This is a genomic window from Palleronia aestuarii, from assembly GCF_003253995.1.
GTDB lineage: Bacteria > Pseudomonadota > Alphaproteobacteria > Rhodobacterales > Rhodobacteraceae > Palleronia > Palleronia aestuarii.
This window is the reverse complement of the sequence record NZ_QKZL01000005.1, coordinates 305,102-330,290: the sequence shown is the minus strand read 5'-3', so window position 1 is coordinate 330,290 and position 25,189 is coordinate 305,102. Positions and strand designations below refer to the sequence as shown.

The following is a 25,189-nucleotide window of genomic DNA, read 5'->3' as shown; positions in this document are numbered from 1 at the left end:
CTGGATGCCATTGTCGGTCAGGATCGTGTGGACCTGATAGGATGAGGCGACCCGCCGAATGCCTCGAGCATGTGCTGCAGGAACTCCCACGCCGTCTTCCTGTCGGCTTTCTCGACGAGCTGGGTGACCGCGAACTTGCTGGTCCGGTCGATGCCCACGAAGAGAAAGAGCTTTCCTTCAGCGGTCTGCACCTCTGCAATGTCGATGTGGAGTGAGGCGGAGAAGACATCGTGGATGGACCCGCGATGTCCCGCCGAACCCGATTGGGTAGTGCTTGAACTTCTGCCGCTTCTGCTTGTCCCCCTCGACGTCCGGCAGACGCGAGATGCCATGCCGCTGAAAGCACCGGTGCAGGGCTGACCGCGTCAGGTGCGGGATCGTAGGCTGCAGCGCATAGAGGCAATCGTCCAGCGGCAGTAGCGTGTGACGTCGGAACGCGACGATCATCGCCTCCTCCGCCTCAGTCAGAACTGTCGAGCGCGGCTCCCTCGGACCGGTCTTCAGATCCTCGACCGTTGCCCGCTTCCGCCACTTCGCGACCGTCTTCGGATTGATCCCCAGTTCCCCGCTCAGCTGCGAGAGCGAAGCTTGCGATCGCTGTATTGAAACTCTGACGGCGTGCGTGGTCGTGGCGCTCCCGTGACGAACCTGTCCCATAGGGCTTCCTTCCATTCCCTCGAAAGGATCACACCATCAAACCGTGGGATCAAACACCTAGGCGCACCTGCAGGTGACGCTCGGGCGTCGTGCAGTCTCGGTTCGCCATATCGGCGGCCTGTCATAGGTCGATCGCAGGGATCGCATCGGCGTATCCCCCAAATCGGTTCCCGACCGCGCGGACCGTATGATAGGGATGGGGGAATTCGCCCGGATCGGCATTTCAGTGCGCGGTACTATCGAGCGTGTTCCACTATCTGCCTGCGTACCGAAGCACTAATGATCGACGGCGAGGTGGATGGTCATCGCAGGTTCATGCTTTCGACTGTCCGCACGGGTGGGCGTCTTCAGCAGTTTTGCTACGGCGGACTGCCCCGGCAAACGTCATTGGCTCCCGCCATGTACCAAGCTTCAAACCGGTCCACACGATAAAGGAAGGTGACCCTATTCATCGTCGCCGTCTTGGTCCGCCCCGTTACCCCGTCTTCATCCTCGCCACGCATCGGAGACAGGACCCTGGTTCGGCGCGGTGCGTCATGGACGGTAGAGTTTCCGCGCGGCAGCGTGCATCTCCGGCCAGCGCTTCCCGGCCAGCACTTCGACCGTCTCGCGCCAGGCGCGGTCGTCGAGAACCGGATGCTTCATTTCCGTGTGCGGCCAGTCCGTGGCGAAGAGGCACCGATCCGCCGCGATGTCGAGAAGCGCGGCGGCAAGGCTCTGGGCATCGGTGTGCGGCGCGGGATCGGCGCTGTAGCGATAGGGCGCGGAAAGCTTGACGCAGGCCGACCCGCCCGCGAACCAGTCTAGGAAGGGGCGTAACGCCGTGGGGTCTGGTCCTCGCCGGGGATAGCCCATGTGGTCCACGACGACGGGCACCGGCAGGTCGGGGATCAGCGTCGAGGGATCGGTCGCGGAGGCGTCGAACTGGACCTGCAGGTGCCAGCCCTGTTCCGCCATCCAATCCCACCAGGGCCGCGTGTCGGCGATCGAAAGGCCGCCCGGATGCATGAGGTTGCAGCGCACACCGCGGACCCCCGCCGCGTGCAGCATCGACAGATCGGCCCGCGCGGTCCCGGGCGCCGGAACGGCCACCCCGCTGAGACGCCCTCCGGCATCGGCGATCGCGTCGAGAAGGCACCTGTGATCGTGGCCGTAGATGCTCGGCTGCACGAGCGTGCCGCCCTCTGCCCCGAGCGTGTCGAGTAGCGCGAGATACTCTGCGAGCGGGGCCTCTGACGGGGTGTAGCTCGCGTTCGGCGCCAACGGATATGCCTGGGGGTCCCCGATCACATGGGCATGGGCGTCCCAGATCGCGGGGCGCGCCTCAGGCATCGTCCGGATGGCCTTCGAGGAAGTCGAAGTCGCAGCCGCGCTCGGCGCCCGTCACGTGGTCGTGGAAGAGCCGCGCGTAGCCACGTACCGGGCGGTCGGGTGCGCGCCATGCCGCCCGGCGCGCGTCCAGCTCCTTCTCTCCCACGAGAAGGTCGATGCGTCCCTCCTCCACGTCGAGGCGGATGCGATCCCCGTCGCGCACGAGCGCCAGCGGCCCGCCGATCGCGGATTCCGGCGAGACGTGAAGGATGACGGCGCCGTAGGCCGTGCCCGACATCCGCCCGTCGGAGATCCGCACCATGTCCTTGACCCCCTCGGCGGCGAGCTTCTTCGGGATCGGGATCGAGCCCGCCTCCGGCATCCCCGGCGCACCCACTGGACCGGCATTCTGCAACACCAGGACGTGGTCTGCGGTGACCGGCAGGTCGGGATCGTCGAGGCGCGCGTCGAGATCGTCGAGCGAGGTGAAGACAAGCGCGGGTCCCTCATGCGCCATCAGGTGCCCGCTCAGCGCGGCGCGCTTCACGACCGCGCCATCGGGCGCGAGGCTGCCGTGGAGGACGGTCAGCGCGGCACCCGGCACGACAGGCCGATCGGGCGTCCGGATGATATCGGTGTCGCACCATTCGGGCCAGTCGGCGAGCACCTCCGACCAGGGCCGTCCATCGCCCGCCTGCGCGGAAAGGTCGAGATCGTCGCTCGCGTGCGCGAGGTTGCGCAACAGGGCGGGCAGTCCGCCCGCGGCGTGCAGGTCCTGCATGTAGTTCCGCCCTACGGGCTTCAAATCGCACAGGATCGGCGTGCGTTTTCCGATCGCGTCGATCTCCTCGAGTGTGAGCTCGATCCCCGCGCGGCGGGCGATGGCGGCCAGGTGGATCACCGCGTTGGTGGAGCCCCCGAGCGATTGCAGGACCACCGCCGCGTTGCGGATGCTCGCCTCCGTCACGAGGCTGCGCGCGGTCGGACCGCCGGCGCGCGCCATCGCGACGGCGCGCATCCCTGCCTCCTCCGCCTGGCGGAGCCGTTCGGAGTGGACGGCGGGGATCGTGGCGCCGCCCGGCGCGAGGAAACCCATCACCTCGGAGATGCAGGCCATGGTGGAGGCGGTGCCCATCACCATGCAGGTGCCGTGGCTCGGCATGAGGCGTCCATGAGCCCGGTCGAGCCCCGAGCGGTCGAGACGGCCCGCGCGATGCTCCCCCCAGAGGCGGCGACAATCCGTGCAGGCGCCGAGACGCTCGCCCTCATGCGCGCCGGTGAGCATCGGGCCCACGACGACGGAGACCGTCGGCATGTCGGCGCTGATCGCGCCCATGAGTTGCGCGGGCACCGTCTTGTCGCAGCCGCCGACGAGCACCGCCGCGTCGAGCGGCAGCGCGTGCAACATCTCCTCCACGTCCATCGACATGAGATTGCGGAGGTACATGCTGGTCGGGTGCGAGAAGGATTCGTGGAGCGAGATCGTCGGGAATTCGAGGGGCAGGCCCCCCGCCATCATCACGCCGCGAGAGATCGCCTCCACGAGTTTCGGCGCCGTGGCGTGACAAGGATTGAAATCCGATCCCGCCCCGCAGATCGCGATGACGGGGCGCGAGAGCGCATCTGCACCAAGACCCTGCGCCTTCAGGAACGCTTCGCGCAGGAACAGCGCGAATTCGTTGTCGCCGTAGCGGGTGAGACGCGAAGACAGGCCCCGGGCACGATCGCCGCGTGCCCCGTCATCGCTCATGCCGGCTGGCCCTCGATCGCCGTGACCGCCTCTTCCGCGCGGAGCCTGGTCTCGCCCGCGTCGTCGAGGGCGCAGAGCGGTGGCCGCAGGTTCGACCAGACCGGATCATCGTAGCGGCGCGCGAGGATCGCCTTGATCGAGGGGACGAGCGGATGCCGTGTCACCGCCTCCCGCAGCGCCGTGACCCGCGCCTGCGCCTCCGCATCGGTCCCGCCCGCCATGAGCGTGGCCAGAAGCTGCGCGATCTCCCGCGCGTTGACGTTGGCGGTTGCGGAGATGCAACCTGCCGCGCCGAGCGGGATCGCGTCCGACAGAACCGCTTCTGAAGCCGGGAAGATCGCGAGATCGGGGAAGGTCTCGATGAAGGCACGGGTGCCCGGCCAGTCGCCGGAACTGTCCTTCAGTCCCGCGATGATACCGGGAAAGCGTTCGCGGAGCTTCCCGATGAGGTCCAGCGACCACCCTGCCCCGGCCATCTGGGGGATATGGTAGAGATAGATACGCAACCGGTCGTCGCCGACGCCCTCGATCACGCGGGAGACGTATTCCGCGATGCCGTCGTCCGGAACGCCCTTGTAGAAGAAGGGCGGCAGCAGAAGGACACCGGCCGCACCCGCCGCCGTCGCATGCCTGCTGAGGTCGACCGCGTCGCCGATGGCGCAGGCGCCGGTGCCCGGCAACAGCTTTGCCGCCGGAATGCCGCCCGCGATCAGGTCGTCGATCACGCCCCGCCGTTCGTCGAGTGTCAGGCTGTTGGCCTCCGACGTGGTTCCGAGGATGGCGAGTCCCTCCGCGCCCTCGTCGAGAAGCGCCGCGGCGTGACGGCGCATCGCATCGTGGTCGATGGCGAGATCCGCCCGGAACGGCGTGGCGAGAGGTGGCCAGAGGCCGGCGCAGCTGGTCATGTGGAGCTCCCTGCGGGATGAAAGATGACTTTCAATGTCTCGGTGCGCCATCATTGTCAACAATGGGGGCATCAAGGTGGTCATGATGCAGTATTCCGAAAGGAATGTTGACAAGAAGGGCCGTTCTCGGGATGCTCACGGCAAATTCGCTTGGGAGGAGCGTGGAATGTCGACAAACATCCTGAGAAGTGCGGTCGCGGTCATGATGATCGGCACGGCGGCGACCGGGGCCGCGGCGCAGGAAACGCTCCGTATCGGCACCGATCAGCCGGGCGACCACCCCTTCAACCTCGGCGTCGAAAAGTTCGGGGAGCTTCTGTCGGAGAAGACCGATGGGGAGCTGACGATCAATCTTTATCCCGCGGCACAGCTCGGCGACACGGCGGAGCAGATCGAGGGCTTGCAGCTCGGCACGCTCGACATGTCGCTCGCCGCGTTCAGCCATGCCTCGCAATTCTGCCCGGAGCTGAACCTTTTCGGCGCGCCCTTCCTGTTCGAGGACGAGGCGCATTTCGCAGCCGTCTTCGACGGCGAGATCGGCGACGAGTTGGAAGAGACATGCGTGGACCGCTACGGGGTCCGCCTGCTCAACACGTTCTCTTCGGGCTACCGCGTGCTCTTCAACGGCGAACACCCCGTTGAATCGCTCGAGGACCTGTCGGGATTGAAGATCCGCGTGATGGGTGGCCGGGCAGACGCGATGACGTGGGAGCTCTTCGGCTCGCTCCCCTCCCCGATGCCTTATTCCGAAGTCTATTCGGCGCTTCAGGCGGGCGTCATAGACGGGGCGGAGAACGATCCGTCGGGCGCGCTCGCCAACCGCTTCTACGAGGCCGCGCCCTATTTCACGAACACGCGGCACCTGGTCCTGCCCATGGGCCTCTTCATTTCCGACCGTGTCTTCCAGAATCTGAGCGACGAGGAGAAGACGGCGATGCGCGAGGCGGCGGACGAGGCCGCGGCCTGGCAGCGCGAGCTGATGGTAGAGCGCAACGCATCCGCGCTCGAGACGATGGAGACCGAATACGGCGCCACGGTGAGCGAGATCGATACGGACGCCATGCGCGCGCAGGGCGCGGAGCTGCAGGACGAGGTCGCGGCCGAGCTTGGTCAGGAGGAGATGCTGGCGGACATCCGCGCGGCGGCGGAATGACGCAAGCGAGCGGTGCCGGGCGTGGGGACCCTCCCGCGCCCTTCTTCGAGCGGCTGCTGACCTGGATCGGTCGCGTCAATGGAGCCGTGGCGACCGCCTGTTTCCTGGCCCTCACCGCAGTCGTGGCCATGCAGGTTTTCACCCGTTTCGTGCTTCATTCCCCCGTCCTCTGGTCGGAGGAGGTGGCGCGGTTCCTGTTCTTCTGGACCGCGCTTCTTGGCGCGGCGCTTTCGGTGCGGCAGCGGCGCCACTTCGTCATCGACGTGCGGATGGGCGCCGCACAAGGTCCGATGGGCCCGGTCGGCCGCGTCCTCGCGCTGCTGCCCGATCTCGCGATCATCGCCTTCGCGGTGTTTCTCGTCGTCGAGGGCATCTCCTATGCGCAGATCGGCGCCTTCCGCACCGGGACGAACAGCCGGGTGAACATGGCCCTCGTCTATGCCGCCATCCCGACCTTCGCCGCGCTCACCACGCTCTATGCGGCGGGCAATCTCCTCGACGATTTCAGGCGCGACCGCGACATCGCGCGCAATCCGCCGCCGGCGGACTAGGCCATGATGCTCACCTTCCTCTTCCTCTCCTTCGCGGCGCTCTGCGTGCTGCGCGTGCCCATCGCCTTCGCAATGCTGATCTCCTCCACGGTCACGATCTGGCTCCAGGGCGACGTGCCGCTCAGCATCGTGACGCAGCGCATCTGGGTCGGGCTCAACAATTTCCCCCTCCTCGCCGTGCCGTTCTTCCTCTTCGTCGGTCAGATGATGAACGAGGCCAAGATATCGGACCGGCTGGTCGATTTCTCGCGCTCCATCGTGGGCCATCTGCGTGGCGGGCTCGCCCATGTGAACGTGGTCGTGAGCATGATCTTCGCCGGCATCTCCGGCGTGTCCTCGGCCGACACGATGGGCGTGGGCTCGGTCATGATCCCGGCGATGGAGAAGGAGGGTTACCCGAAGGGTTTCGCGGTGGGCGTCACCGCTGCCTCCTCCACGCTTGGTAACATCATCCCGCCCTCGCTCATGATGATCATCTACGCGGCCACCGCAGGCGTCTCCGTCGGCGCGATGTTCCTCGCGGGGATCGTGCCCGGCATCCTCGTGGGTCTAGGGCAGATGATCTGGTCCTGGCGCGCCGCGGGAAAGCTCGGCATCGGTGCCGACCAGACCTTCTCGGCCCGGCGCGTCGTTCGGACGGGACGCGCCTCCGCGCTCGCGCTCCTCGTGCCCGTGATCGTCATCGGCGGCATCATCGGCGGCATCTTCACCGCGACGGAGGCTTCCGTCGTCGCCGCGCTCTATGCCGTGCTTCTCGCCGTTGCCTACCGCGAGTTCAGCCCCCGGCGTCTCTATGCCGTGATGGAGGACAGCGTGGGCCTCTTCTCGCTCTCGCTTCTCTGCGTGGCCGCCGCGTCGCTCTGGGGGTGGCTCCTGGCCTTCTATAACGTGCCCCAGAGCGTCGTCGCGGCCTTCGCGGAAGCCGGGCTTCTTTCCTCGCACTACTTCGTGCTGATCTTCGTGGTGCTCGTCTTTCTCGTGATCGGCACGTTCATGGACGCGATCCCGGCCATCATCATCCTGCAGCCGATCGTGGGCGAGCTCGCCGCGTCGGTGGGGATCGATCCCTATCACCTCGGCGTCGTCATCGTGCTGACCCTCGCCATCGGGCTCATCACGCCGCCCTACGGGCTTTGCCTCCTGATCGCGGCGGAGCTCGCCAAGATGCCGATCGTCCCGGCGATGCGGGCCCTGATCCCGTTCTACCTCGTCTCGCTCGGCGTCGTCGCGATCGCGGTCCTGTTCCCGGATCTTGTCCTGTGGATTCCGCAGGCCGTGATGCCGCAATACGCGCCTTAGACCGGAAGGAGACATCATGCCGCCACTGAGGATCGCCCTGATCGGCGCGGGCTGGGTCACGGCGCACCACCTTGACGCCTACGCCGCGATGCCTTCCGACGCGGTGGTCGTCGCCGTGGCCGATCCCGACACCGCGGCTCGCGAGGCGCGGATGGAAGGGTTCGGCATCGCGCGAGGCTTCGACGATGCGGAGGCGATGCTCGACGCCCTTGCCGGAGAGATCGACGCCGTCGACATCGCCTCCCCCCGGGAGCATCACGCCCGGCATGTGGCGCTGGCCGTCGCGCGCGGGCTGCCCGTCCTCTGCCAGAAGCCGCTCGCGCCCGATCTCGCCGCGGCCAAGCGGCTCGTCGCGGAGTTGCCGGCCGAGGCGCGGGTCATGGTGCACGAGAACTGGCGCTTCCGCCCGCATTACCGCACGCTCGCCCGCTGGATCGAGGCAGGCCGGATCGGGCCGCCGCGCCAGGCGATCATGCGGATCCTGACAAGCGGGCTCGTCGCGCGAGAAGACGGATCGCGGCCCGCGCTGGTCCGGCAGCCGATGATGCGGGGCCTCGACCGGATGCTCCTGATGGAGGTGATGATCCATCACGTCGATGCCTTACGCTTCCTCCTGGGGCCGATGCAGCTTCTTGCCGCGCGGATGGGTCGGGATTGCAGCGAGATACGGGGCGAGGATCGCGCCACGCTGATGATCGCGGCGGGTGCGGACGGCGCCACGACGGTGACGCTCGTGGGCGATTTCATGGCCCATGGTCGACCGGCTGCGGCGATCGACCGGCTTGACCTACTGGGGCTCGACGGCGCGATCACGCTCGACGACGAAGGATTGTGGTACCGGGTCGGCGAGGAGGTCGTGGAACACGTGCCGGTCGATTTCGCCGCCGATTACAAGGCGTCCTACCGTGACGCGATCGCGCACTTCCTCGCCGCGCTCCGCTCCGGCGACCCGTTCGAGACCGATCCGCGGGACAATCTCGCCACGCTGCGGATCATCGAGCAGGCCTACGCCGCCGCCGGTCCTCCGGGCCCGGCGTGAGCCGCGCGAGATAGGCCTCCTGGCTCGGCCTCAGATGCGCGACGCCGAGCTCAGCGAAGGCCCATCCATCCGTCCCGCCCAGCAGGTCGATCATCATGTGATGCTCGCGCCGCGCCGTCTCGAGCCGCGCTGCGTCGGCTGTGGTCGCGGCACGGATGAGGTAGGTCTGATTCATCGCCGCACGCAGAAGCTCGATCAGGTAGGGATTGCCGCACAGATCGAAGAGCGCGTGGTGGAACCGGTCGTTGGCGAAGTGGATCGCTACGGGATCGCCTGTCGTGATGGCTGCGTCGTGACCGGCCTGAAGCTCGCGGAGATCGGCCATCTTCGCGGCATCAATGGGCAGGGACACGCGCAGCGCGGCCTGCCGGGTCAGCATCTCCCGCACGTCATAGAGTTGCCGGACCGCCTTCGCCGTGAAGGTGCGGATGCGGGCGCCCTTGTTGCGCTCGCGTTCCACGAGCCCGGTCCGCTCGAGCGCCATCAGCGCGGCGCGGACATGATGGCGCGACGCGCCGTGGCGACCCGCGATGTCCTCCTCGCGAAGCCGCGAGCCCGGCGCGAAACGGCCGGCGATCACCTCCGCCTCGAGCGCACGGGCGAGCTGCACTTCGGGCAGTTCGGCGGTCTCGGGGGACCCCGCTCCGGTCCCGTCCCGCCAGGCCGTCCTTCCCTCGGTCATCCGGTCCTCGTCCCAGGCCACGTCATCCACCCGTTCTAGCACGCGGTTGCGGAGCGATCACACCCGCGCCGGGGAAAGGTTCGACGGCATGGCCCTGCCGCATCGGCGGGAGCTATGTTCGGTGCGAATTCGGGCCAGAGACGAGCGCGGTCAGGTCCGCGTCGGGCCGGCGTCCGATGGCACGCCCTCGACGGACATGACCCTGTTGGAATAGGCGGGATTCCCGGTGACCTCCGCCCCGAACCAGTCGGGCGGCGCGAAGGCCTCGGCCGCGGCTACGCTCTCGAACTCCACCTCGACGATGCGGAGCGGCGCGTGGGCACCCTCGAAGAGGTCGAGCTCGAAGACCCGGCCCTCCGCGAGCCAGCCGGTCCAGCGGGTCTTCTCGATCCGCCGTCCTTCGGTCGCGGGCCAGAACGTCTCGAACGCGGCTTGGTCGATCGCGGCCTCGCGCTCTTCCCGCGCGAGACCGGACCCGGATTTAAGCGTGAGGAAACAGGCGTCGCCCGACCGCCTAAGCCGCAGCTCGACGCGATCGCCGGGCCAGCTCAGATATCCCTGCCGGATGGCGGCCGGCACGGCCCCCTCGAGGTCGGGCAGGCGCGCTACGAGGAACCGTCTTTCGATCTCGAGAGGCGCGGTCGTCACAGGCGAGCCAGGATTTCGCGCCAGAGCTTGTCGTACGCCTTCGCCGCGGGGCGCGCTTGGGCGAACGTCGCGACGGGCGCGCGATGGGTGCCCATCTTCTCGACATCCGCGGCGAAGGGCACGGTCACGTCGAGGAACCTCCTGCGATGGGTCTCGCGCATGCGGGCCATCGTCTCATTGTGCAGACTCTTCGACGACTGGGCCATCGAGAAGAACGCCATCACCTTCTTCGGGTCGAGCTTCTTGTCGCGGAAGAACTCCAGAAGCTGCTCGAAGGTCCGCTCCGACAGCGTCGTCGGGATCACCGGGACGATCACGGCGTCGGAGGCGCGGAAGACGTTCTCGGACAGCATCGAGATATTAGGCGGGCAATCGAGCACCACCATGTCGTACGCGCCGCCCGCCGCCTTCAGCGCCTTCTTCAGCCGCGAGCGGGCGTTCTTCATCCGCGACAGGAACACGTCGAAGTCGCGGAAACTCATGTTCGCGGGCAGGATGTCGAGACCCTCGTAATCCGACCCCCGGATCGCGTCGGTGAACCGCTTCTGGTCGCGAAAGAAGCTCTCGTCGTCGAGCCTTCGCGACGGCTTGACGCGGAAATAGAAGCCCGAGGCGCCCTGCGGGTCGAGATCGCAGAGGAGCGTGCGGTGCCCCGCCCCGGCGAGCGCATGGGCGAGGTTCGCCGAGGTCGCCGTCTTACCGACGCCTCCCTTGTTCGAATAGCAGGCGACGATCTTCATGCCGCGGCCCTCGCGGCCTTGAAGAGATCGCGAAACCCGGAACGCGTCGTCTTCGCGTCGAAGGCGGAGAAGCTTGCGACGACGCGGTTGCGAGCCTTGCGCTGGCGCTGATCGAGGACCGACAGGAGCGCGCCGAGGCTCGTGGCGATGTCGAGCCGGTGGGCGTCGTGCGCGCCCTCAAGCTCGCGGAGTTTGCCCGAGAGCGCGGCCTGCTGCACGGCGCAATCGTTGAACGTACCGAGCGTGTCCTGCAGCTTCTTCAGCGACCTGACGAGCGGATCGATCTTGTCGGCGGGGAAGAACGGCGCGAAGAATTCCATGAGATACCGAAGCTTCTTGCAATGGATGCGGAGGCGGTGGACCTCCGCGTCGGGCGTCGCGGCGTCGATCGCCCCGGCGATGGCGCAGATCTTGCGATAGCGTGCCCAGATCAGGCGCTGCGCGAGATCGCGGGCGCGCTGACCGGCCGCGTCGCCCTTGCCGAGCCGTTTCCCGGGCTTCTCGAAGAGCCTGGTTAGGGCCTTTATCTCGCGCCGGTAGGCCTTGCTTCGCAGGTGCCCCGCGAGCGCACGATGTTCGTCCGCCCGCTCCGCCTCAAAATCCTCGAAGAGCAGGGCGAGGCCCGGGCGCAGCTGCGGCGGAACGAGGCCGAGATAGGCGTCGCGCTCGATGATGTAGACGTCGAGATCGCGCAGCCGCCCGGTCCGCGCCATGAGCGCGCCGAACCGCGCCTTCAGCTCCACCGCGGTCTCGGGGGCATAGACCCCCCGGAAGAGCGAGACCACGGAGCGGACCTTGCGCAGCGCCACACGGTAATCGTGGAGGAACTCGCTGTCCGTATTCTCGGCGATCCCCGTCTCGTTCTGCCGGGCCACGTCGAGATGGGCTCGGATGATCGCGTTGGCGGCGCGAAAGGCGCGGGCATCGTCCGGCAGGTCCAGTGCGGGCTTCGCGTCGTAGGCGGCGCCTTGCGGCGCGAGCGTTGCGATGGCGGCACCGGCGGAGAGCCGCTCCACCCCCTCGGCCGCGTCGAGGCCTGCGAGCGCGCGCTCGAGGGGCCTTGCATAGCCGCGCAGGGCCTCCATACGCAGAAGGCTTATCGTACGATCCGGCGAAGTCGCGAGCACCGCCGCCTCGCCGCGCGCCATCGTCTTTTCGATCTCGTCGAGGAGGAAGATCCGTTGCAGGATCATCCGCGCCGTGCCGATCTCGACCAGGCGACGGAGAGGCGAGACGATCGGCAGAAGCGCGTCGCGAACCGGTCCCTCTTCCATCTCCGCCACGAAACCGGGCGCGGCGGTCACCTGGACGATCGGGCCCTGCGAATCTCCGAAGAGCAGGAGGTCGCGGCCCGCGACGAGGAGCAGCCGCCCTGCCCCCGCGAGCGCTCCGTCGAACGTGTCGACGAGGCGGACATCAATCTCTCTCACATCGCCGTCGGGTTCGAGACGCTCCTGCCCGGAGCCGGAAGCGTCGACGGTCGAAAGGAGGTCGCCCCCGAACCAGCGCGGCCCGCCATCCCGGTCGCTCATGCGATCGCCGATCTCGCACCGGAGGATCGGTCGCCGGATATCATGCCTGCGAAGCCGGTGCCGAAACCGCTGATCGCTGTGCAAACCAGGCATCGATCGCCTCGGGCGACGCTCCGTGACAGCTTGCCCCGGAGAGGCGAAGACGCTCCGCCGCCGCGTCGCGTACCGGGCGCGGTTGGGATTTCGGCGTCTCGGCGACCCAGACCCAGAGGACCCCGCCGGCGTCATCGATCTCGGCGATAAAACTGGGTTTGTGAGCCACCGCGCGATCCCTTCAGAGGTTAACGAATGTGAACGTGCCTATACGGATTGCGGTGAGGACCCGTCAAGCTCGGCGCGTACGAGGATCCAGGGGTGACCTGCCGACTCCATATGACGGATCGTGACCGGTATCGCGTGGTTGACATCGTGGGCGTCGAACTTGCTTTGCTGTGGATGAGGCGAGGAACCGGGCGGGACGCGCGATGGCGGCATACAAGCGGCAGGTGGCAGCCCTGCCGATCCGCAAGCGACGAGGCAAGATCGAGGTGATGCTGGTGACGACGCGCGGCACGGGCCGGTGGACGCCGCCGAAGGGGTGGCCGATGCGGCACAAGACCCCCTGGAAGACCGCCCAGATCGAAGCCTACGAGGAAGCGGGGGTCAGCGGTCCCGTGGGCTCCGATCCGCTCGGCCGGTTCGACTACAAGAAGAAGTCCCGCGGATCGACGATCCACCGTGTGACCGTCTTTCCGCTGCGTGTGACGCGCGTGCACGCCCGTTGGGACGAGAAGGGCGCCCGCGACCGGCGCTGGTTCACCCTGCGCGAGGCGGCACGCGCCGTCCGCAGCCCGCGCCTGAAGAAACTCCTGCGGGGGTTGCGGGGAAGCAAGACGAAGGTCTGACGAAGCCTCCTCGCTCATGCGGGCACGCCGCGCGGTTCCGCCCGTTCATGGGACGTCGTTCCGGCGCCGCCGAGCTCGTCACAACCCGTCAAGAATTTTCACGATCAACCGGGCCACGTCCTGATCGAGCGCAACACCGTTCCGCTTTGCCGCGAAAAGCGCGGCAAGTTCCCTTTCCCCGGGCAGCAGGACCGGACGATCCGCCTCCCGCGCCGGGGTGCCGCGCAAGATGCGGGCGGCGTCCTGCATCCTTTCCGCGAGCCAGTCCGGCTGGCCGAGTTTCGACGTATCGATCAGGACGAAGACGTGGCCCAGATCCTGCAGGCTCTCCGGCGCGTCGACCCAGGAACTCACGTGCGTGAGATAGGCCGCACCCGAAAGGATGCCTGCCAACGCGTCGACCGCAAGCGATAGCCCGTATCCCTTGTAGCCGCCGACAGGCTGCAGGAAGCCCTTGAGCGCCGCCGCCGGGTCGGTGGTCGGCACCCCGTCCGCATCGGTCGCCCAAACGAACGGTTTTATAGTTAGCCGCGTTCTCGGCCTGCGAATTTTCCCAGTTCCACGCAATCGCCGCGGCAAGCGCCTTCTCGAGACCGGTGCGGGTCTCCTGCTGCAAACCGTTCCACCACACCTTGTCCACGCCGACGATGTAGAACGAATAGTAGTAGCCGATCTCGGTGACCTGATCGACCATCTTGTAGAACCCGACGCCTACGATGGCATTGGGCGTGGGCTCCACGGCGTCGATAACGCCCTGCTGCGTCGCGGTGAGCACTTCCGACCAGGACATGGAGACGACTTTGGCGCCTAGAGCCTCCATCGCGGCCATGTCGACCGGAATGGATTGCACGCGGATCTTCCCGCCGCTCATGTCCGCGGCGCGTCAGGATCGCTTCGGACCGGCCGGTTTCCTCGCCCCAGGATTCACGCAGGAGTAGGATCACGTAGCGGAGCGTGAAGGCGCCCATCGTGACGGGCACGATCAGATTGATGAACCAGAGCGGAAGCCCCGAGGACGGGTCGGCGATCCCCATGCCCCAAGTGAAGCCGACATAGGCGAGCCCCGCGCGGAAATAGATCGCGACGAGCACCAGGGAAACGACATAGCGCAGGATTCGCAACGGTTTGCGGGTGCGCCGGGGCAGGAGTTGCGGGATCAGGTCCACCCGCCATGCGCGTCGTTGCTCACCGCCCGGCTGCCGCCGTAGAACATCGCGGGGACCGGGAGGAGGACGAAGATCGCTTTTGTCCAGTGAAAGGCCGTGTTGAATAGGTATCGCAGCACCACCTGCGCGATGCCGATGCCCGCGCCGTCAGGGAAAAGGTCGCGATCACTACGAACTCGACGGATCTCATGCCGCGGCCGACGGAAGTGACTAGCCGTTTTATGATGACCTCAGCGCGCTGATGACGGCGTCCGTGAAGCCGCGAGTCCCGGTCGTTCCGCCGAGATCGCGGGTCCGTGTCGCGGGATCGGCGATCGCGGCCTCGAGCGCGGATTGAATGGCGCGGCCTGCCGTCGCGAAGGCCTCGTTCTTGCCGTGACGCGACAGCCAGTCGAGAAGCATCGCCGCCGATCCGATCAGCGAGGCCGGATTGGCGATCCCCTGCCCCGCGATGTCGGGGGCGGAGCCGTGCTGCGCCTGCGCGACAGCGGCGTCCACGCCTGCATTGAGAGAGGCCGCGAGCCCCAGGGAGCCCGCGAGTTCGCTCGCCTCGTCCGACAGGATGTCACCGTACATGTTGGTCGTGACGATCACGTCGAAGACGGTCGGATCGCGCACGAGCAGGGCCGCCATCGCATCGATGATCTTCTCCTCGTACTCCACCTCCGGATGGCGCTTCGCCACCGCACGGGTGCATTCGAGGTAGAGCCCGTCCGATAGCCGCAGGACGTTGGCCTTATGCACGGAGGTGACCTTTCCGCGCCGCTTCCGGGCCAGATCGAAGGCCGTTTCCGCGATCCGCATGCAGGCTGCGCGCGTGACGTTGCGAACGGCAAGCGCGACGTCGGGGGTCGGCATGAACTCACCGCTGCCGGCATGCATGTTGCGGTCCGCATAGAAGCCTTCGGTGTTCTCCCGCACGACGACGAGGTCGACGGGCTTGCCCCAGGCGGGCTCGAGGCCGGCAAGCGTCCGTGCCGGCCGGATGTTGGCGTAGAGATCGAGCCTCTTGCGGAGCTGTCCCGAGGGGTTCAACCCACCCTCGGCAGCGGGGGGGTAATCGTTGTGCGACACCGGTCCGAGAACGGTTCCGTCCGCCGCGCGCGCGGCCTCGAACACCGCGTCGGGGAACGTCGTGCCCTCCGACTTCAATGCGGCGAACCCGATATCGCGGGTCTCGAAAGACAGGCCGAGGCCGAACCGCTCTCCCGCCGCACGCAGCACTTCCACGGTCGCCTCGGTAATCTCCGCGCCGATCCCGTCGCCGGGAAGCGTGAGGAGGGTGGCCTTCCTTGCGTTCATATCGTCTTCCTTTGTACCGAAAGCTCACGCGTCGTGCCCGTGGCGCGTGCGAAGAGATGTGGAAGGACCCCGCCGTCGCGCAGGATCCGCACTTTTGTTCCGGCTCGATGAGGGCCTTCGCGAGAATGCCCCACGCAGCATGACGTTCCAGTTTCCCCGGTAAGAGGCGAAAGCATTTGGCCGCGCGACGCCCCCTTCCGCTAGCCATCGCGCCGCGGGACTTTCGGGCGGGATCGACCCATCGGGCGAGATGTGGTCGGTCGTCATCCCATCGCCGAAGACCGCGAGCGAGGCGAGGTCCAGCCGCGCGCCGATCCCCGCGCGATCGAGGAAGGGCGGTGCGCAGAGCGTGGTCGAACCGGGATCCCAGGGAAATAGCGGCGTGTCCGGCGCCTGCAGGGCGTTCCAGTCACGATCGTTCCCGGCGGCCTTGCGGTCATGACCTATGGCTGCGAGCGCCGTCGCGATCTCCGCCGGGTCGGGCCAGAGATCGTCGAGCCGCACCTCCGCCCCGTCGGGCGCGATGGCCAGGACATCCTTCGTGGGGTCGAGATCGAGGCGACCGGCCAGCGCCAGGATGACCACCATCGGCGGTGAGCAGAGGAACGCGTGTTCGAGCGCGGCATGGATGCGGTGGGGGAAGTTGCGGTTGCCCGAGAGCACGGCCACCGCCTCCGCGCCGGTCTCGAGTGCCGCCTGCGCGGACGGGATCAGGGGACCGGAATTGCCGATGCAGGTCGTGCAGCCGATGGCGGAGAGCCCGAAGCCCAGTTCCGCCATCGGCGCCGACAATCCCGCCGCCTCGAGCCAGCCCTGCGCCGCCGCGGAACCCGGTGCGAAGGACGTCTTTACCCAGCCGGGCGGCGTCACGCCCAATCGCCGCGCGCGGCGCGCCACGAGGCCGGCGGACAGGATCAGGGCCGGATCGGCGCTGTTCGTGCAGGACGTGATCGCGGCGATCACCACGGCCGCACGGGGCAGTCCCCCCTGCCCGGCTCTGGCCGCCCGCCCCCATCGCTTGAGACCCGCGGCGTCCTTTCGCTCATCGGGGCGAGAGGGACCGGCGAAGCTCGTTGCGATGTGGCCGAGATCGATCTCGATTTCCTCGTCGTGATCGAGCCGCGCGTCCGGTCGATGCCAGAAACCCTGCGCCCGCGCCCATCGCTCCACCCGGGCGACGTGCTCCGTGGTCCGGCCGCTTCGCCTTAGGTACGCGAGCGTCTCGTCATCGACCGGAAAGAGGCCAGTGCGGGCCCCGTATTCGGGCGCCATGTTCGCGATCGCCGCCCGCGCGCCGAGCGACAGCGCCGCGACGCCCGGCCCGCCGAACTCCACGAAGGCCCCCGTGACCCCGCGGGCGCGGAGCCGCTCCGTCACGGTGAGCGCGATATCGGTCGCGGTCACACCCTGCGCTGGCACCCCTTCGAGCCGGACGCCGACACTCCGGGGAAAGGCGAAGAGGAGCGGCAGGCCGAACATTGCCATCTCCGCCTCGAGCCCGCCGACACCCCAGGCCAGCATCCCGAGCGCGCCGGCCATCGGCGTATGGCTGTCGGTCCCGATCATCGTGTCGGGCCGCAGCCGGCCATTGGCCGGGTCGACCGACGCCACCTGTGCCAGATCCTCGAGATTGAGGGTATGCAGGATGCCCCGACCCGGCGGCACGACAGTCACCCTATCGAGGGCCCGGCCCGCCCATTTCAGGAACCCGTAACGCTCCTCATGCCGCCGGAATTCGAGACGCCGGTTGAGAATGACCGCGTCGGGTTGCGCGTGGTGATCCACAGAGACGGAATGATCGATGATGACGTCGACGGGGATCTTCGGGCTGAAGAGGGCCGCGTCGAACCCTGACGCGATAGCGGCATCGCGCAGCGCCGCGATATCGACGAGGGCCGGCGAGGCCGTGGTGTCGTGCGTCAAGACGCGCCGCGGATGGAGGGCCAGTTCACCCTGTCCTGACCGCGCGCCGTTCCGGATGCGCGCCCGGATACGTTCGAGTGACGCCGCGCCCTCCTCGGTGTCCCGATGTGCTGCCGCGTCCTCCGCAAAGAGCCGTAGCACGAGCGGCAGTGCTTCGGCCCATTGCCCGAGAACGGCCTCGAGGTCGATCGGTGTCTCGTCGACCATCCCCGGTCCGGGCATGGTCGCGGCCATCTCGCTTGGCATGGTTCCTCCCCGCCCGTACCGGACGGCCTCCCAATCCCTCTTCAATCTGCATATTATGGTCTACAAATGCAATCCGGATTTTTGGGGCATCGAATGGGTTAAGCGCGAACAATGCCTTGATCGCTTCCGAGCCGCATGAAACGACGGCTTCTGTGTGAACGGAGGGGATGTGCTGAACAGGTGCGCGGTCAGCGGTTAACGATCAGTCCGGCGCGAGGATGCCGCGGATCCGGGCAAGGTTCGTGCGAACCCGGCTAAGGTGGCGGCGCATCGCGTCCGCGGCTTCTTCCTGCCGCCCCAGCCTTGCGAACTCGAGTATCTCGAGATGATCCCTGGCTTGCTCGTAGTAGCGCGACCGGTCGAGCATCGCACGATAGGCCAGAAGGCGCCTGACCTGGTTCACCCGCTTCAGCGCGTCGAGCAGAAACGGATTGCCGGAGGCCTCGGCGAGCGTCTCGTGGAACCGGACCCCGCGCTCGTGTAGGGCATCGGCGGGAAGCGTCTCGATCTCGCCCGCGAGGAGCCGTTCCTCGAGGTCCTGCCACCGCGCGGCCTCTGCATCGGGAAGATGAAAGCCCGGCTCGAGAAGTGCCGCGGGTTCGACGGCGAGCCGCAGGGCATAGCTCTGGTCGAGCGCCTCCGGCGTGTTCAGCGCGGGCGAGAAGCGCCAGCCATAGCCGCGCCGCCGCGCCGCCCAGCCTTCTCCCACGATCCGGCCCATGACGAGACCGACATCTCCTCGGGTCAGACCGTACCGGTCGCGCAATTGCGCCTCGGTCGTCACTTCGCCAAGCCGGCCCGCAAGCCGGTCTTCGGCGATCCTGAGATAGATGACCCCGAGATCGTCGTGCGGCGCCCGACCAAGTTCCTCGGGCGTCTCGATGCCGGCGAGAAAGTAGCCGCGATTGGGCTCGTGGCGGACCACGCCCTTTTCCGACAGGAACGCAAGCGCGCGGAGTACCGGCGAGCGCGAGACACCAAGCCGGTCCGCCATCTCCTGGGTCGAGACATGACTTCCGAGGGGCACGGCGGCGAACCGCGCGTGCTCCACGATGCGGCCCGCGATCTCCTCCGTCAGGTCACGGCGGCGGCGGCGGGCTGGCGCTGTGTTTTTGGGGACCGCATTACCGGTGCTTTGTCTCGACACCACAAGTCCTCGTTTGGCTCTTGCCCGATGAGCCTACTCTAATCGCATGGCCAAGACAAAAGGGGAGGTACCAGATGGGCCGAATGGAGCGGATCGTTGTCACGTGAGTTGCGAGACGGATCGGAGGAGCGGCGCGCCGCGCCCTCGCGCCGTAGCGCGATCTTCTGCGCCTCCCAGATTTCAATCTCGTGCCCGACCTGCACGAGAATAAGGAAATGCGGATCGCCGGTGGGACCGAACTGGTCACGATGATCGAGGCGTACCGGGGCATGGATTGCCTCGTGTTTCTTGCCGGCATCCCGACGGAAGTAGAGGCGGACGCGATCCTGCCTGCCAACGTGATCGGGGCCTACACGGCCTTCGAGGCGATGCGGATCGCGGGTGTCGGACACGTGATCTTCGCAAGTTCCAACCACGCGGCGGAATATCGTCCTGCCTAGAGCGGCATGACCGCACTGCCCTGCCCCGCCCGGATACGCGCTATGGCGCGTCGAAGGTCGGAGGCGAGGCCGTGGAATGCCTCTGCGCCGACCGCCACGGGCTCGAAACCGGCGCGCCTAAGATTGGATAGTTCCGTGAACGGCCCCTCTCCCGGCGCGACCTGCGGACTTGGATAAGTCACCGGGACATGGGGCGGCTTCTGAAATACTGCGTCGATGCGCTTCCATTCGACCACTTCGTGGCCGGCGGCTTTTCGGCTAACGCTGACGCCCACTGTTATAACGGAGAACTTGATCACCGGCTCGTGTATGCACCGGTGCATAACGGGACGGATTGAGACGACGACGTGCCCGACAAGCCGCCGGACTTGGCGGAGGCGGAACAGTTTCACGGCGGGAACTTCTGCACAGCGGGTTTCAAGAGAGCGCCGCGGCCGGTCTGAGTTCGAGGCTTCCGGCTCACCGGGATCGACCGGGTCGGTATCGTCGTATTCATACCGTTTTAGATTTGGCCGACGGAAACCACGGCCCAAATCCGCCGCCGCTGCGCACTGACCCTCGTCACACGGCATTTGAAGCTGCAGGACGGTGACCCTCGTCACACGGCATTTGAAGCTGCAGGACGGCGCGGCCCAGACGTTCTTCGCGGAGAAGTACGTCGATGCAGAGCTGAGGCGGAACGGGATTGGCCATCTGCGCTCTTGATGCCTCTTCAATAGTTGCGTTCTTGGCCGGCGAACCCGGGGCAGTACTGGCCGAGGCAGCAGTAAAGGTCGAAGCGTTGCTTCCGACGCTCACTGGAAGGAAGGTGATCTCGAAACTCGTACGGCGCGAAATAGCGTCCCGGGGCGTAGCACGGGCGATGTGAACCCTAATTTTAAGCGAAGCCGCAGCCCCTCGCCGAGCCTCCCCTGCGGCAATCGCCGCCGTTTCTCGGCCCATCATATCCGAGTGATCTGAGTCCACTTGAGGACCGCACGTCGTGCCGGCAATCACCCGCGAGGTCTGCGTGACGATGACGGCATGCACGCCATTGGGACCATGGAACTCGAGGGCGGCTCCGGCACGTCGACAGCCGCGGCGAATCCTGCGAAGCGGCTACTGCGTTCACGGCACAGAACTCGTCTCCCAGGCCTCTTCACCGCGCTTCATGACGCTCACCTCCGAAAATCACTCCAAACGATCACAAGGCGATCTCGCGGAGGAGGCGATTGCGGTCGAGATCACGTGCGGCGCTCTCGAAAGCGACATGGCCGCCGCGGATCGCGTATACCCGGTCGGCGGCCTCGACGGCGAAGTCGAAATATTGCTCGACCAGGATCAGCGCCATCTCTCCCTCGTCGCGCAAGGTCGCGATGACACGTCCGATCTCCTTGATGATGGAGGGCTGGATCCCTTCCGTCGGCTCGTCGAGGAGGAGAACGCGCGGTTTTGTCACTAGCGCTCGCGCGATCGCGAGTTGCTGCTGCTGGCCGCCGGACAGATCGCCGCCCCGGCGGCCATGCATCTCGCGCAGGACCGGAAACAGGTCGTAGATGCGCGGCGGCACGCGTCGTTCGGCGCGAGGCAAGCAGGCGAAGCCGGACTCGATGTTCTCGGTCACGGTCAGGCGCGGGAATATCTCGCGGCCCTGCGGCACGTAGGCGATCCCGGCGCGTGCCGCCTCGGCGGCGGTCGGATGGCCAAGGTCCCGCTCGCCAAGGCGGATCGAGCCGCCGTGGAAGGGATGCCGGCCCGCGATCGCTTTCATCAACGAGGTCTTCCCGACGCCGTTCATGCCCATCACGGCCGTGACCTCCCCCGCCTTCGCGGTCAGGTTTATTCCGTGCAGGACCTGGCTCTGTCCGTAGCGCAGGGTCAGATCGCGAACCTCAAGCATTCTCAACGTCCCAGGTACACATCGATGACCTCCGGGTTCTGCGTGACATGGTCGACGCTTCCCTCGGCCAGGACGCGCCCTTCGTGCAGGACGGTCACGCGGCAATCCAGGCGGCGGACGAAATCCATGTCGTGCTCGACGACGACGACGGCGTGGCGTGTCGCCAACCGCTTCAACAGATCGGTGGTCTGCGTGCGCTCTTCGGGCGTCATCCCGGCGGCCGGCTCGTCCACCAACAGGAGGCGCGGCTCCTGAGCGAGCAGCATCCCGATCTCGAGCCATTGCTTCTGCCCGTGGCTGAGCTCGCCCGCCTTGCGCCCGAGCCGGCCGAACAGGCCGATCTCCGTGGCGATCTCGGTCAGGCGCGCCGCGTCGTCCCGCCGTCCGAAAAGCACGGCGAAAGGATTGCGGTCGCCCTTGATCGCCATCGCCAGGTTCTCGCGAACCGACTGGTCCTCGAAGACCGTGGGCTTCTGGAATTTCCGTCCCACGCCCGCACGGGCGATGGCGCTTTCAGACCGTCCGATCAGGTTGAGGTTATCCTCGCCCCACAACACCTTGCCGGTATCGGGGCGGGTCTTGCCGGTCACGATGTCCATGAAGGTCGTCTTTCCCGCCCCGTTCGGCCCAATCACCGCCCGCAATTCCGGCTCTTCGATCGTGAAGGACAGATTGTTGATCGCCCTGAATCCGTCGAAGGAGACGGAGATCCCATCGACTTCCAGCAGGCTCACTCCGCTCCCTCCTCTGGACGTTTCGCGCCCGTGTCGGGGCCGTAGCTTGCCCTGCGCCCCGAGCGGCGGCGCGCGGACAAGAGGTCGAATAGACCGCCAAGGCCCTGCGGTGCGAAGAGCGTAACGCAGATGAAGCTCACACCGAGCAGGACGAGCCACCATTCCGTCCAGCGGATCTCGTAGATCCCGAGATCGATGTCCGGCGCGCCGCCGGAGGTGAACCAGTTCGACAAAAGCGAAACCACGATCGCGCCGATGGCCGCGCCGTAAAGGCGGCCGCGTCCGCCGATGGCGACCCACACCGCGAGATAGATCGACGCGACGGGGGCGATCTCATTTGGATTGATGATGCCGGCCTGCGGGTAATAGAGCGCACCCGCGATCCCGGTAACGATGGCGGTCAGGGTGAAGGCGAAGAGCTTGAACGACTCGACGTGGTAGCCGAGGAAGCGAACGCGCGCCTCGTCGTCGCGCACGGCCCTGAGGACGCTGCCCATGCGGCCCGACACCACCCAGGCGAACAGGAGATAGCCGAGCCCGAGCGCGAGGGCCGAACCCCAGAAGAAGGCGATGGAGATCGTCGCCTGGGAGGTGGTCTCGAAACCGGGAATATTCTGCAGCCCAGAAAGGCCGTTATTGCCCCGTAGCCCGCTATCGTTCTGGAAGAGATAGAGCGACAGGGCGAGCGTCATGGCCTGGGTCAGGATCGACAGGTACACCCCGGCGACCCGGCTGCGGAAGGCGAGCCAGCCGAAGACGAGCGCCAGGAGACCCGGCACCAGTACGACCATGGCCAGTTGCAGCGGCAGGGAATGCGCGAAGGTCCAGATCATGGGGATGTCCGACGTGCCCACGACGCCAAATATCTGGCTGCCGATGGCGTCCTGTAGCTCGGAAGGCGTCGGGGGAAGGGTCCGTGCCGCCATATCGGCGAGGACGATCGCCTCGGTCCGGGCCCACATCAGCCACATCCCGATCGCGTAGCCACCGAGCCCGAAGAAGGCCATGTGGCCGAGCGAGAGGATGCCGGTATAGCCCCAGACGACGTCCATTGCCACTGCTGCAAGCGCCAGACAGAGGGTTTTGCCGAGCAGCTTGACGGTGGAGGTCGAAATCATGCCGGCATCGGCGAGCAACGTCACCAGCAAGACGAAGACGGCGAGCGCGGCGAGGAAGATCATCGTCGATGTTCGCCTGATCGGGGGCACCGTCGCCGGTCCGGTCAGCGTAGCGTCGGCCATGGCTCAGCCCTCCGCGGCGCGGCCGCGAAGCGCGACGATGCCGCGGGGCCGGAACTGGATGAAGAGAATGATGAAGAGGATCATGTAGGTCTGAGCGGCGAGCGTGTTCGACGGGTTCATCCCCTCGATCAGCTTCTGCAGCACGCCGATCAGGCCCGCGCCGGCCAGGGTCCCCCAGACATTCCCGACACCGCCGACGACCACGGTCATGAAGCTCTGCACGATGTAGTTGGCGCCCATCTCGGACGTGACCTGCGCATAGAGGCCGATGGCCACGCCGGCGATCCCGGCGATGCCGGAGCCGAGGGCGAATGTCATCATGTTGATACGGTCGGGGTCGATCCCCATCGACGCCGCCATGCCGGGGTTCTGCGTCACAGCGCGCACTTCGAGCCCCAGCCGGGTGCGGTTGAGAATGAAGAGCAGGAGCCCGAGGAAGGCCAGCGCAAGAACGAAGATCGCGATGCGGATATAGCTGATCGAGACCAGTTCGTTGACGACCAGCTGACCGCCCAGCCAGTCGGGCGAGGTCAGCGGCCGGGCCTGCGTGCCGAAGATGTTCTTGGCAAGCTGCTGCAGCGCGATGGATATGCCGAACGTCGCAAGCAACGTCTCCAGCGGACGGTGATAGAGATGCCGGATCACCAGGCGCTCCATCGCCACGCCCGCGGCGGCGGCGACGATGAAGGCGAGCGGCAGGGCGATGACCAGCGACAGGGTGTAGTCCGGGACGAATTGCTGGACGACGTAGCCGGTATAGGCGCCCATCATGATGAACTCGCCATGGGCCATGTTGATGACCCCCATAACCCCGAAGGTGATCGCGAGACCGATGGCGGCGAGAAAGTAGATCGAGGCGAGCGACAGCGCATCGAGCCCGAGATCGGCCGCGCGGTTCAGCGCCACCTGTCGCTCGACCGAGCCAAGCGTCGCGCGCGCGGCATCGATGACGGCTTCGTCCTCCTCCAGAAAGACCGCCTCGAAGCTGTGCGCCGCGATGGCCGCGTCGATCTCCTCATCGGAGACGAACGGCGCCGCGCGCCCGGTCTCCGACAATCGCTCGTAGGCGGCATGGCGGGCGGTATCGGTGTCGAGATCCGCAAGCCGCGTGCCCGCCACCGCGCCTGCCTCGACATTGGCCAGGAGCGTGTCGCGGATCTCTGCGGGCGACACGCCAGGCGGCGCCAGCTCCGCATCGACCAGCCGGCCATAGGCTTCAGCCCGCGGCAGGCTTAGCGTACCCGCCACGTTGCCGTCCGTCGCCTCCCCGGCGGGAACGACGCGGTCCTCGGTCCTGAGGATTTCACTCAGCGCGGCGCGCGCGTCGGGATTGATCTCGCCCGCCAAGGCCTCGATGGCGGCAATCCGATCCTCCGTTGTCGCGCCGAACCGCGCGACGAGGATGTTCAGGAGCCGTTCCTTCTCGGCCAGGATACCGGCATCGTCTTCCTCTTCGATCGAAGCGCGCAAAGGGTCGATCTGGTCCGCGTCGGGACGTCGCGCGATCGAGGCGAGCGCGCGTTGCCGCGCCCTCGGATCGGGATCGCTCAGGCGGAATTGCACCAGTGCTCCGCCGATCACGCGGCGCACGCCGCCGTTCGGCCGCACCTCCTCTAGCGCGGCCTCCGGCGCCGTCCCGATCTCGTCCCCGTTCGCGATATCCAGAAGCGTCACAACCCCATCTTCTTCATCGCCCGCGATGAAGAAGCGTCCGTCGCGGCTGTCGCGTACAACCTCCCGATCCTGCCACGCGTCGAGGAACACCGGAACGGACGGCAGGTCGGAGGCGAGCAAATCGTCGATCAGCGCGCCGACGCTGCGGCGCCCGGGGTTCGCGACCTCTTCGGCATGGGTCTGGAGAATGGCTTGCAGATCGTCCTGCGCGGCGGCGGGGGCCACGATCAGGGTGATGGCAAGGGCGAGGAGCAGACGCAGCATAAGCAAGATTCCGAACGTGCGA

At 66.9% G+C, this 25,189-nt stretch carries 23 protein-coding genes and 3 pseudogenes; 7 read left to right on the top strand and 19 right to left on the bottom strand.

Annotated features, from left to right (window positions below; genetic code table 11):
• From LX81_RS22770 to LX81_RS09065, 4 genes and pseudogenes are all read right to left on the bottom strand, one after another.
• Window positions 1-657, bottom strand: a pseudogene (locus LX81_RS22770) (transposase family protein); the annotation flags it as partial.
• 534 nt (window positions 658-1,191) lie between these two features.
• The gene (locus LX81_RS09075) at window positions 1,192-1,989 is read right to left on the bottom strand and encodes an amidohydrolase family protein (protein WP_111536970.1); all 798 of its coding nucleotides are present in this window, start codon (window positions 1,987-1,989) and stop codon (window positions 1,192-1,194) included.
• Window positions 1,982-3,718 carry a dihydroxy-acid dehydratase gene (locus LX81_RS09070; protein ID WP_111536969.1) on the bottom strand — a complete coding sequence of 579 codons (1,737 nt, stop codon included), beginning with the start codon at window positions 3,716-3,718 and terminating at the stop codon, window positions 1,982-1,984. The genes LX81_RS09075 and LX81_RS09070 overlap by 8 nt, the downstream gene beginning before the upstream one ends.
• A complete protein-coding gene (locus LX81_RS09065; RefSeq protein WP_111536968.1) occupies window positions 3,715-4,623 on the bottom strand; it encodes a dihydrodipicolinate synthase family protein in 909 nt (302 codons plus the stop codon). Before LX81_RS09065 ends, LX81_RS09070 begins: the two co-directional genes overlap by 4 nt.
• Before the next feature lie 166 nt (window positions 4,624-4,789).
• On the opposite strand from LX81_RS09065, the gene LX81_RS09060 reads away from it, so the two are divergent.
• The 4 genes from LX81_RS09060 to LX81_RS09045 are packed head-to-tail and all read left to right on the top strand — an operon-like array spanning window position 4,790 to window position 8,665.
• The gene (locus tag LX81_RS09060; protein ID WP_170133892.1) at window positions 4,790-5,776 is read left to right on the top strand and encodes a TRAP transporter substrate-binding protein; all 987 of its coding nucleotides are present in this window, start codon (window positions 4,790-4,792) and stop codon (window positions 5,774-5,776) included.
• On the top strand, window positions 5,773-6,327 hold the full coding sequence (locus LX81_RS09055) for a TRAP transporter small permease (protein ID WP_111536966.1): 555 nt from the start codon (window positions 5,773-5,775) through the stop codon (window positions 6,325-6,327). The genes LX81_RS09060 and LX81_RS09055 overlap by 4 nt, the downstream gene beginning before the upstream one ends.
• Before the next feature lie 3 nt (window positions 6,328-6,330).
• Window positions 6,331-7,626, top strand: a complete 1,296-nt coding sequence (locus tag LX81_RS09050) for a TRAP transporter large permease (protein ID WP_111536965.1) — start codon at window positions 6,331-6,333, stop codon at window positions 7,624-7,626.
• Window positions 7,627-7,642: 16 nt separating this feature from the next.
• A complete protein-coding gene (locus LX81_RS09045) occupies window positions 7,643-8,665 on the top strand; it encodes a Gfo/Idh/MocA family protein (protein ID WP_111536964.1) in 1,023 nt (340 codons plus the stop codon).
• Here the strand turns inward: LX81_RS09045 and LX81_RS09040 are convergent.
• From LX81_RS09040 to LX81_RS09025, 4 genes are all read right to left on the bottom strand, one after another.
• A complete protein-coding gene (locus LX81_RS09040; protein ID WP_111536963.1) occupies window positions 8,619-9,347 on the bottom strand; it encodes a GntR family transcriptional regulator in 729 nt (242 codons plus the stop codon). The genes LX81_RS09045 and LX81_RS09040 overlap by 47 nt on opposite strands.
• Window positions 9,348-9,497: 150 nt before the next feature.
• Entirely contained in the window at window positions 9,498-9,995 is a 498-nt protein-coding gene (locus LX81_RS09035) for a CYTH domain-containing protein (RefSeq protein ID WP_111536962.1), read from the bottom strand.
• Window positions 9,992-10,735, bottom strand: a complete 744-nt coding sequence (locus LX81_RS09030) for a ParA family protein (protein WP_111536961.1) — start codon at window positions 10,733-10,735, stop codon at window positions 9,992-9,994. Before LX81_RS09030 ends, LX81_RS09035 begins: the two co-directional genes overlap by 4 nt.
• Window positions 10,732-12,267: a CHAD domain-containing protein gene (locus LX81_RS09025; RefSeq protein WP_170133891.1), complete on the bottom strand. Its 1,536-nt coding sequence runs from the start codon at window positions 12,265-12,267 to the stop codon at window positions 10,732-10,734. The genes LX81_RS09030 and LX81_RS09025 overlap by 4 nt, the downstream gene beginning before the upstream one ends.
• 464 nt (window positions 12,268-12,731) lie before the next feature.
• On the opposite strand from LX81_RS09025, the gene LX81_RS09020 reads away from it, so the two are divergent.
• Window positions 12,732-13,151, top strand: coding sequence for an NUDIX hydrolase (locus LX81_RS09020; RefSeq protein WP_111536959.1), 420 nt, complete (start codon window positions 12,732-12,734; stop codon window positions 13,149-13,151).
• A 78-nt stretch (window positions 13,152-13,229) separates the two neighbouring features.
• On the opposite strand, the gene LX81_RS22165 is transcribed toward LX81_RS09020, so the two are convergent.
• Together LX81_RS22165 and dctP are read right to left on the bottom strand one after the other, a co-directional pair.
• Complete coding sequence (locus LX81_RS22165) at window positions 13,230-13,718, bottom strand: Ldh family oxidoreductase (RefSeq protein WP_234822548.1); 489 nt, start codon at window positions 13,716-13,718, stop codon at window positions 13,230-13,232.
• 7 nt (window positions 13,719-13,725) lie between these two features.
• Window positions 13,726-13,971: pseudogene (gene dctP, locus LX81_RS23320) on the bottom strand (TRAP transporter substrate-binding protein DctP); the annotation flags it as partial.
• Between dctP and LX81_RS22765 the strand changes: the two are divergent.
• A complete protein-coding gene (locus tag LX81_RS22765; protein WP_234822546.1) occupies window positions 13,868-14,089 on the top strand; it encodes a hypothetical protein in 222 nt (73 codons plus the stop codon). The pseudogene dctP and the gene LX81_RS22765 overlap by 104 nt on opposite strands.
• A 48-nt stretch (window positions 14,090-14,137) precedes the next feature.
• Here LX81_RS22765 and LX81_RS23315 read toward each other — a convergent pair.
• The 5 genes and pseudogenes from LX81_RS23315 to LX81_RS08995 form a co-directional block, all read right to left on the bottom strand.
• Window positions 14,138-14,317, bottom strand: a pseudogene (locus LX81_RS23315) (TRAP transporter small permease subunit); the annotation flags it as partial.
• A complete protein-coding gene (locus LX81_RS23115) occupies window positions 14,308-14,436 on the bottom strand; it encodes a hypothetical protein (protein WP_272939475.1) in 129 nt (42 codons plus the stop codon). The gene LX81_RS23115 and the pseudogene LX81_RS23315, both read right to left, overlap by 10 nt.
• 100 nt (window positions 14,437-14,536) lie before the next feature.
• Window positions 14,537-15,619 (bottom strand): isocitrate/isopropylmalate dehydrogenase family protein, encoded by a 1,083-nt coding sequence (locus LX81_RS09005; RefSeq protein WP_111536956.1) that lies wholly within the window; start codon window positions 15,617-15,619, stop codon window positions 14,537-14,539.
• Window positions 15,620-15,643: 24 nt separating this feature from the next.
• Window positions 15,644-17,788: an aconitate hydratase gene (locus tag LX81_RS09000; RefSeq protein WP_111536955.1), complete on the bottom strand. Its 2,145-nt coding sequence runs from the start codon at window positions 17,786-17,788 to the stop codon at window positions 15,644-15,646.
• A 202-nt stretch (window positions 17,789-17,990) separates the two neighbouring features.
• Window positions 17,991-18,935: a GntR family transcriptional regulator gene (locus tag LX81_RS08995; protein WP_211322732.1), complete on the bottom strand. Its 945-nt coding sequence runs from the start codon at window positions 18,933-18,935 to the stop codon at window positions 17,991-17,993.
• Window positions 18,936-19,150: 215 nt separating this feature from the next.
• Here LX81_RS08995 and LX81_RS08990 point away from each other — a divergent pair, with 215 nt between their 5' ends.
• Entirely contained in the window at window positions 19,151-19,375 is a 225-nt protein-coding gene (locus tag LX81_RS08990; RefSeq protein ID WP_111536954.1) for a hypothetical protein, read from the top strand.
• A 1,183-nt stretch (window positions 19,376-20,558) separates the two neighbouring features.
• Here LX81_RS08990 and urtE read toward each other — a convergent pair.
• The 4 genes from urtE to urtB all read right to left on the bottom strand — a co-directional run bounded on the left by urtE (window position 20,559) and on the right by urtB (window position 25,167).
• Entirely contained in the window at window positions 20,559-21,254 is a 696-nt protein-coding gene (urtE, locus tag LX81_RS08980) for an urea ABC transporter ATP-binding subunit UrtE (RefSeq protein WP_111536952.1), read from the bottom strand.
• A 2-nt stretch (window positions 21,255-21,256) separates the two neighbouring features.
• Entirely contained in the window at window positions 21,257-21,988 is a 732-nt protein-coding gene (gene urtD / locus LX81_RS08975) for an urea ABC transporter ATP-binding protein UrtD (RefSeq protein ID WP_234822545.1), read from the bottom strand.
• Window positions 21,985-23,169 carry an urea ABC transporter permease subunit UrtC gene (gene urtC, locus LX81_RS08970; protein WP_373280276.1) on the bottom strand — a complete coding sequence of 395 codons (1,185 nt, stop codon included), beginning with the start codon at window positions 23,167-23,169 and terminating at the stop codon, window positions 21,985-21,987. The genes urtD and urtC overlap by 4 nt, the downstream gene beginning before the upstream one ends.
• A 63-nt stretch (window positions 23,170-23,232) precedes the next feature.
• The gene (urtB, locus tag LX81_RS08965) at window positions 23,233-25,167 is read right to left on the bottom strand and encodes an urea ABC transporter permease subunit UrtB (protein WP_111536951.1); all 1,935 of its coding nucleotides are present in this window, start codon (window positions 25,165-25,167) and stop codon (window positions 23,233-23,235) included.
• Window positions 25,168-25,189 lie beyond the last annotated feature (22 nt).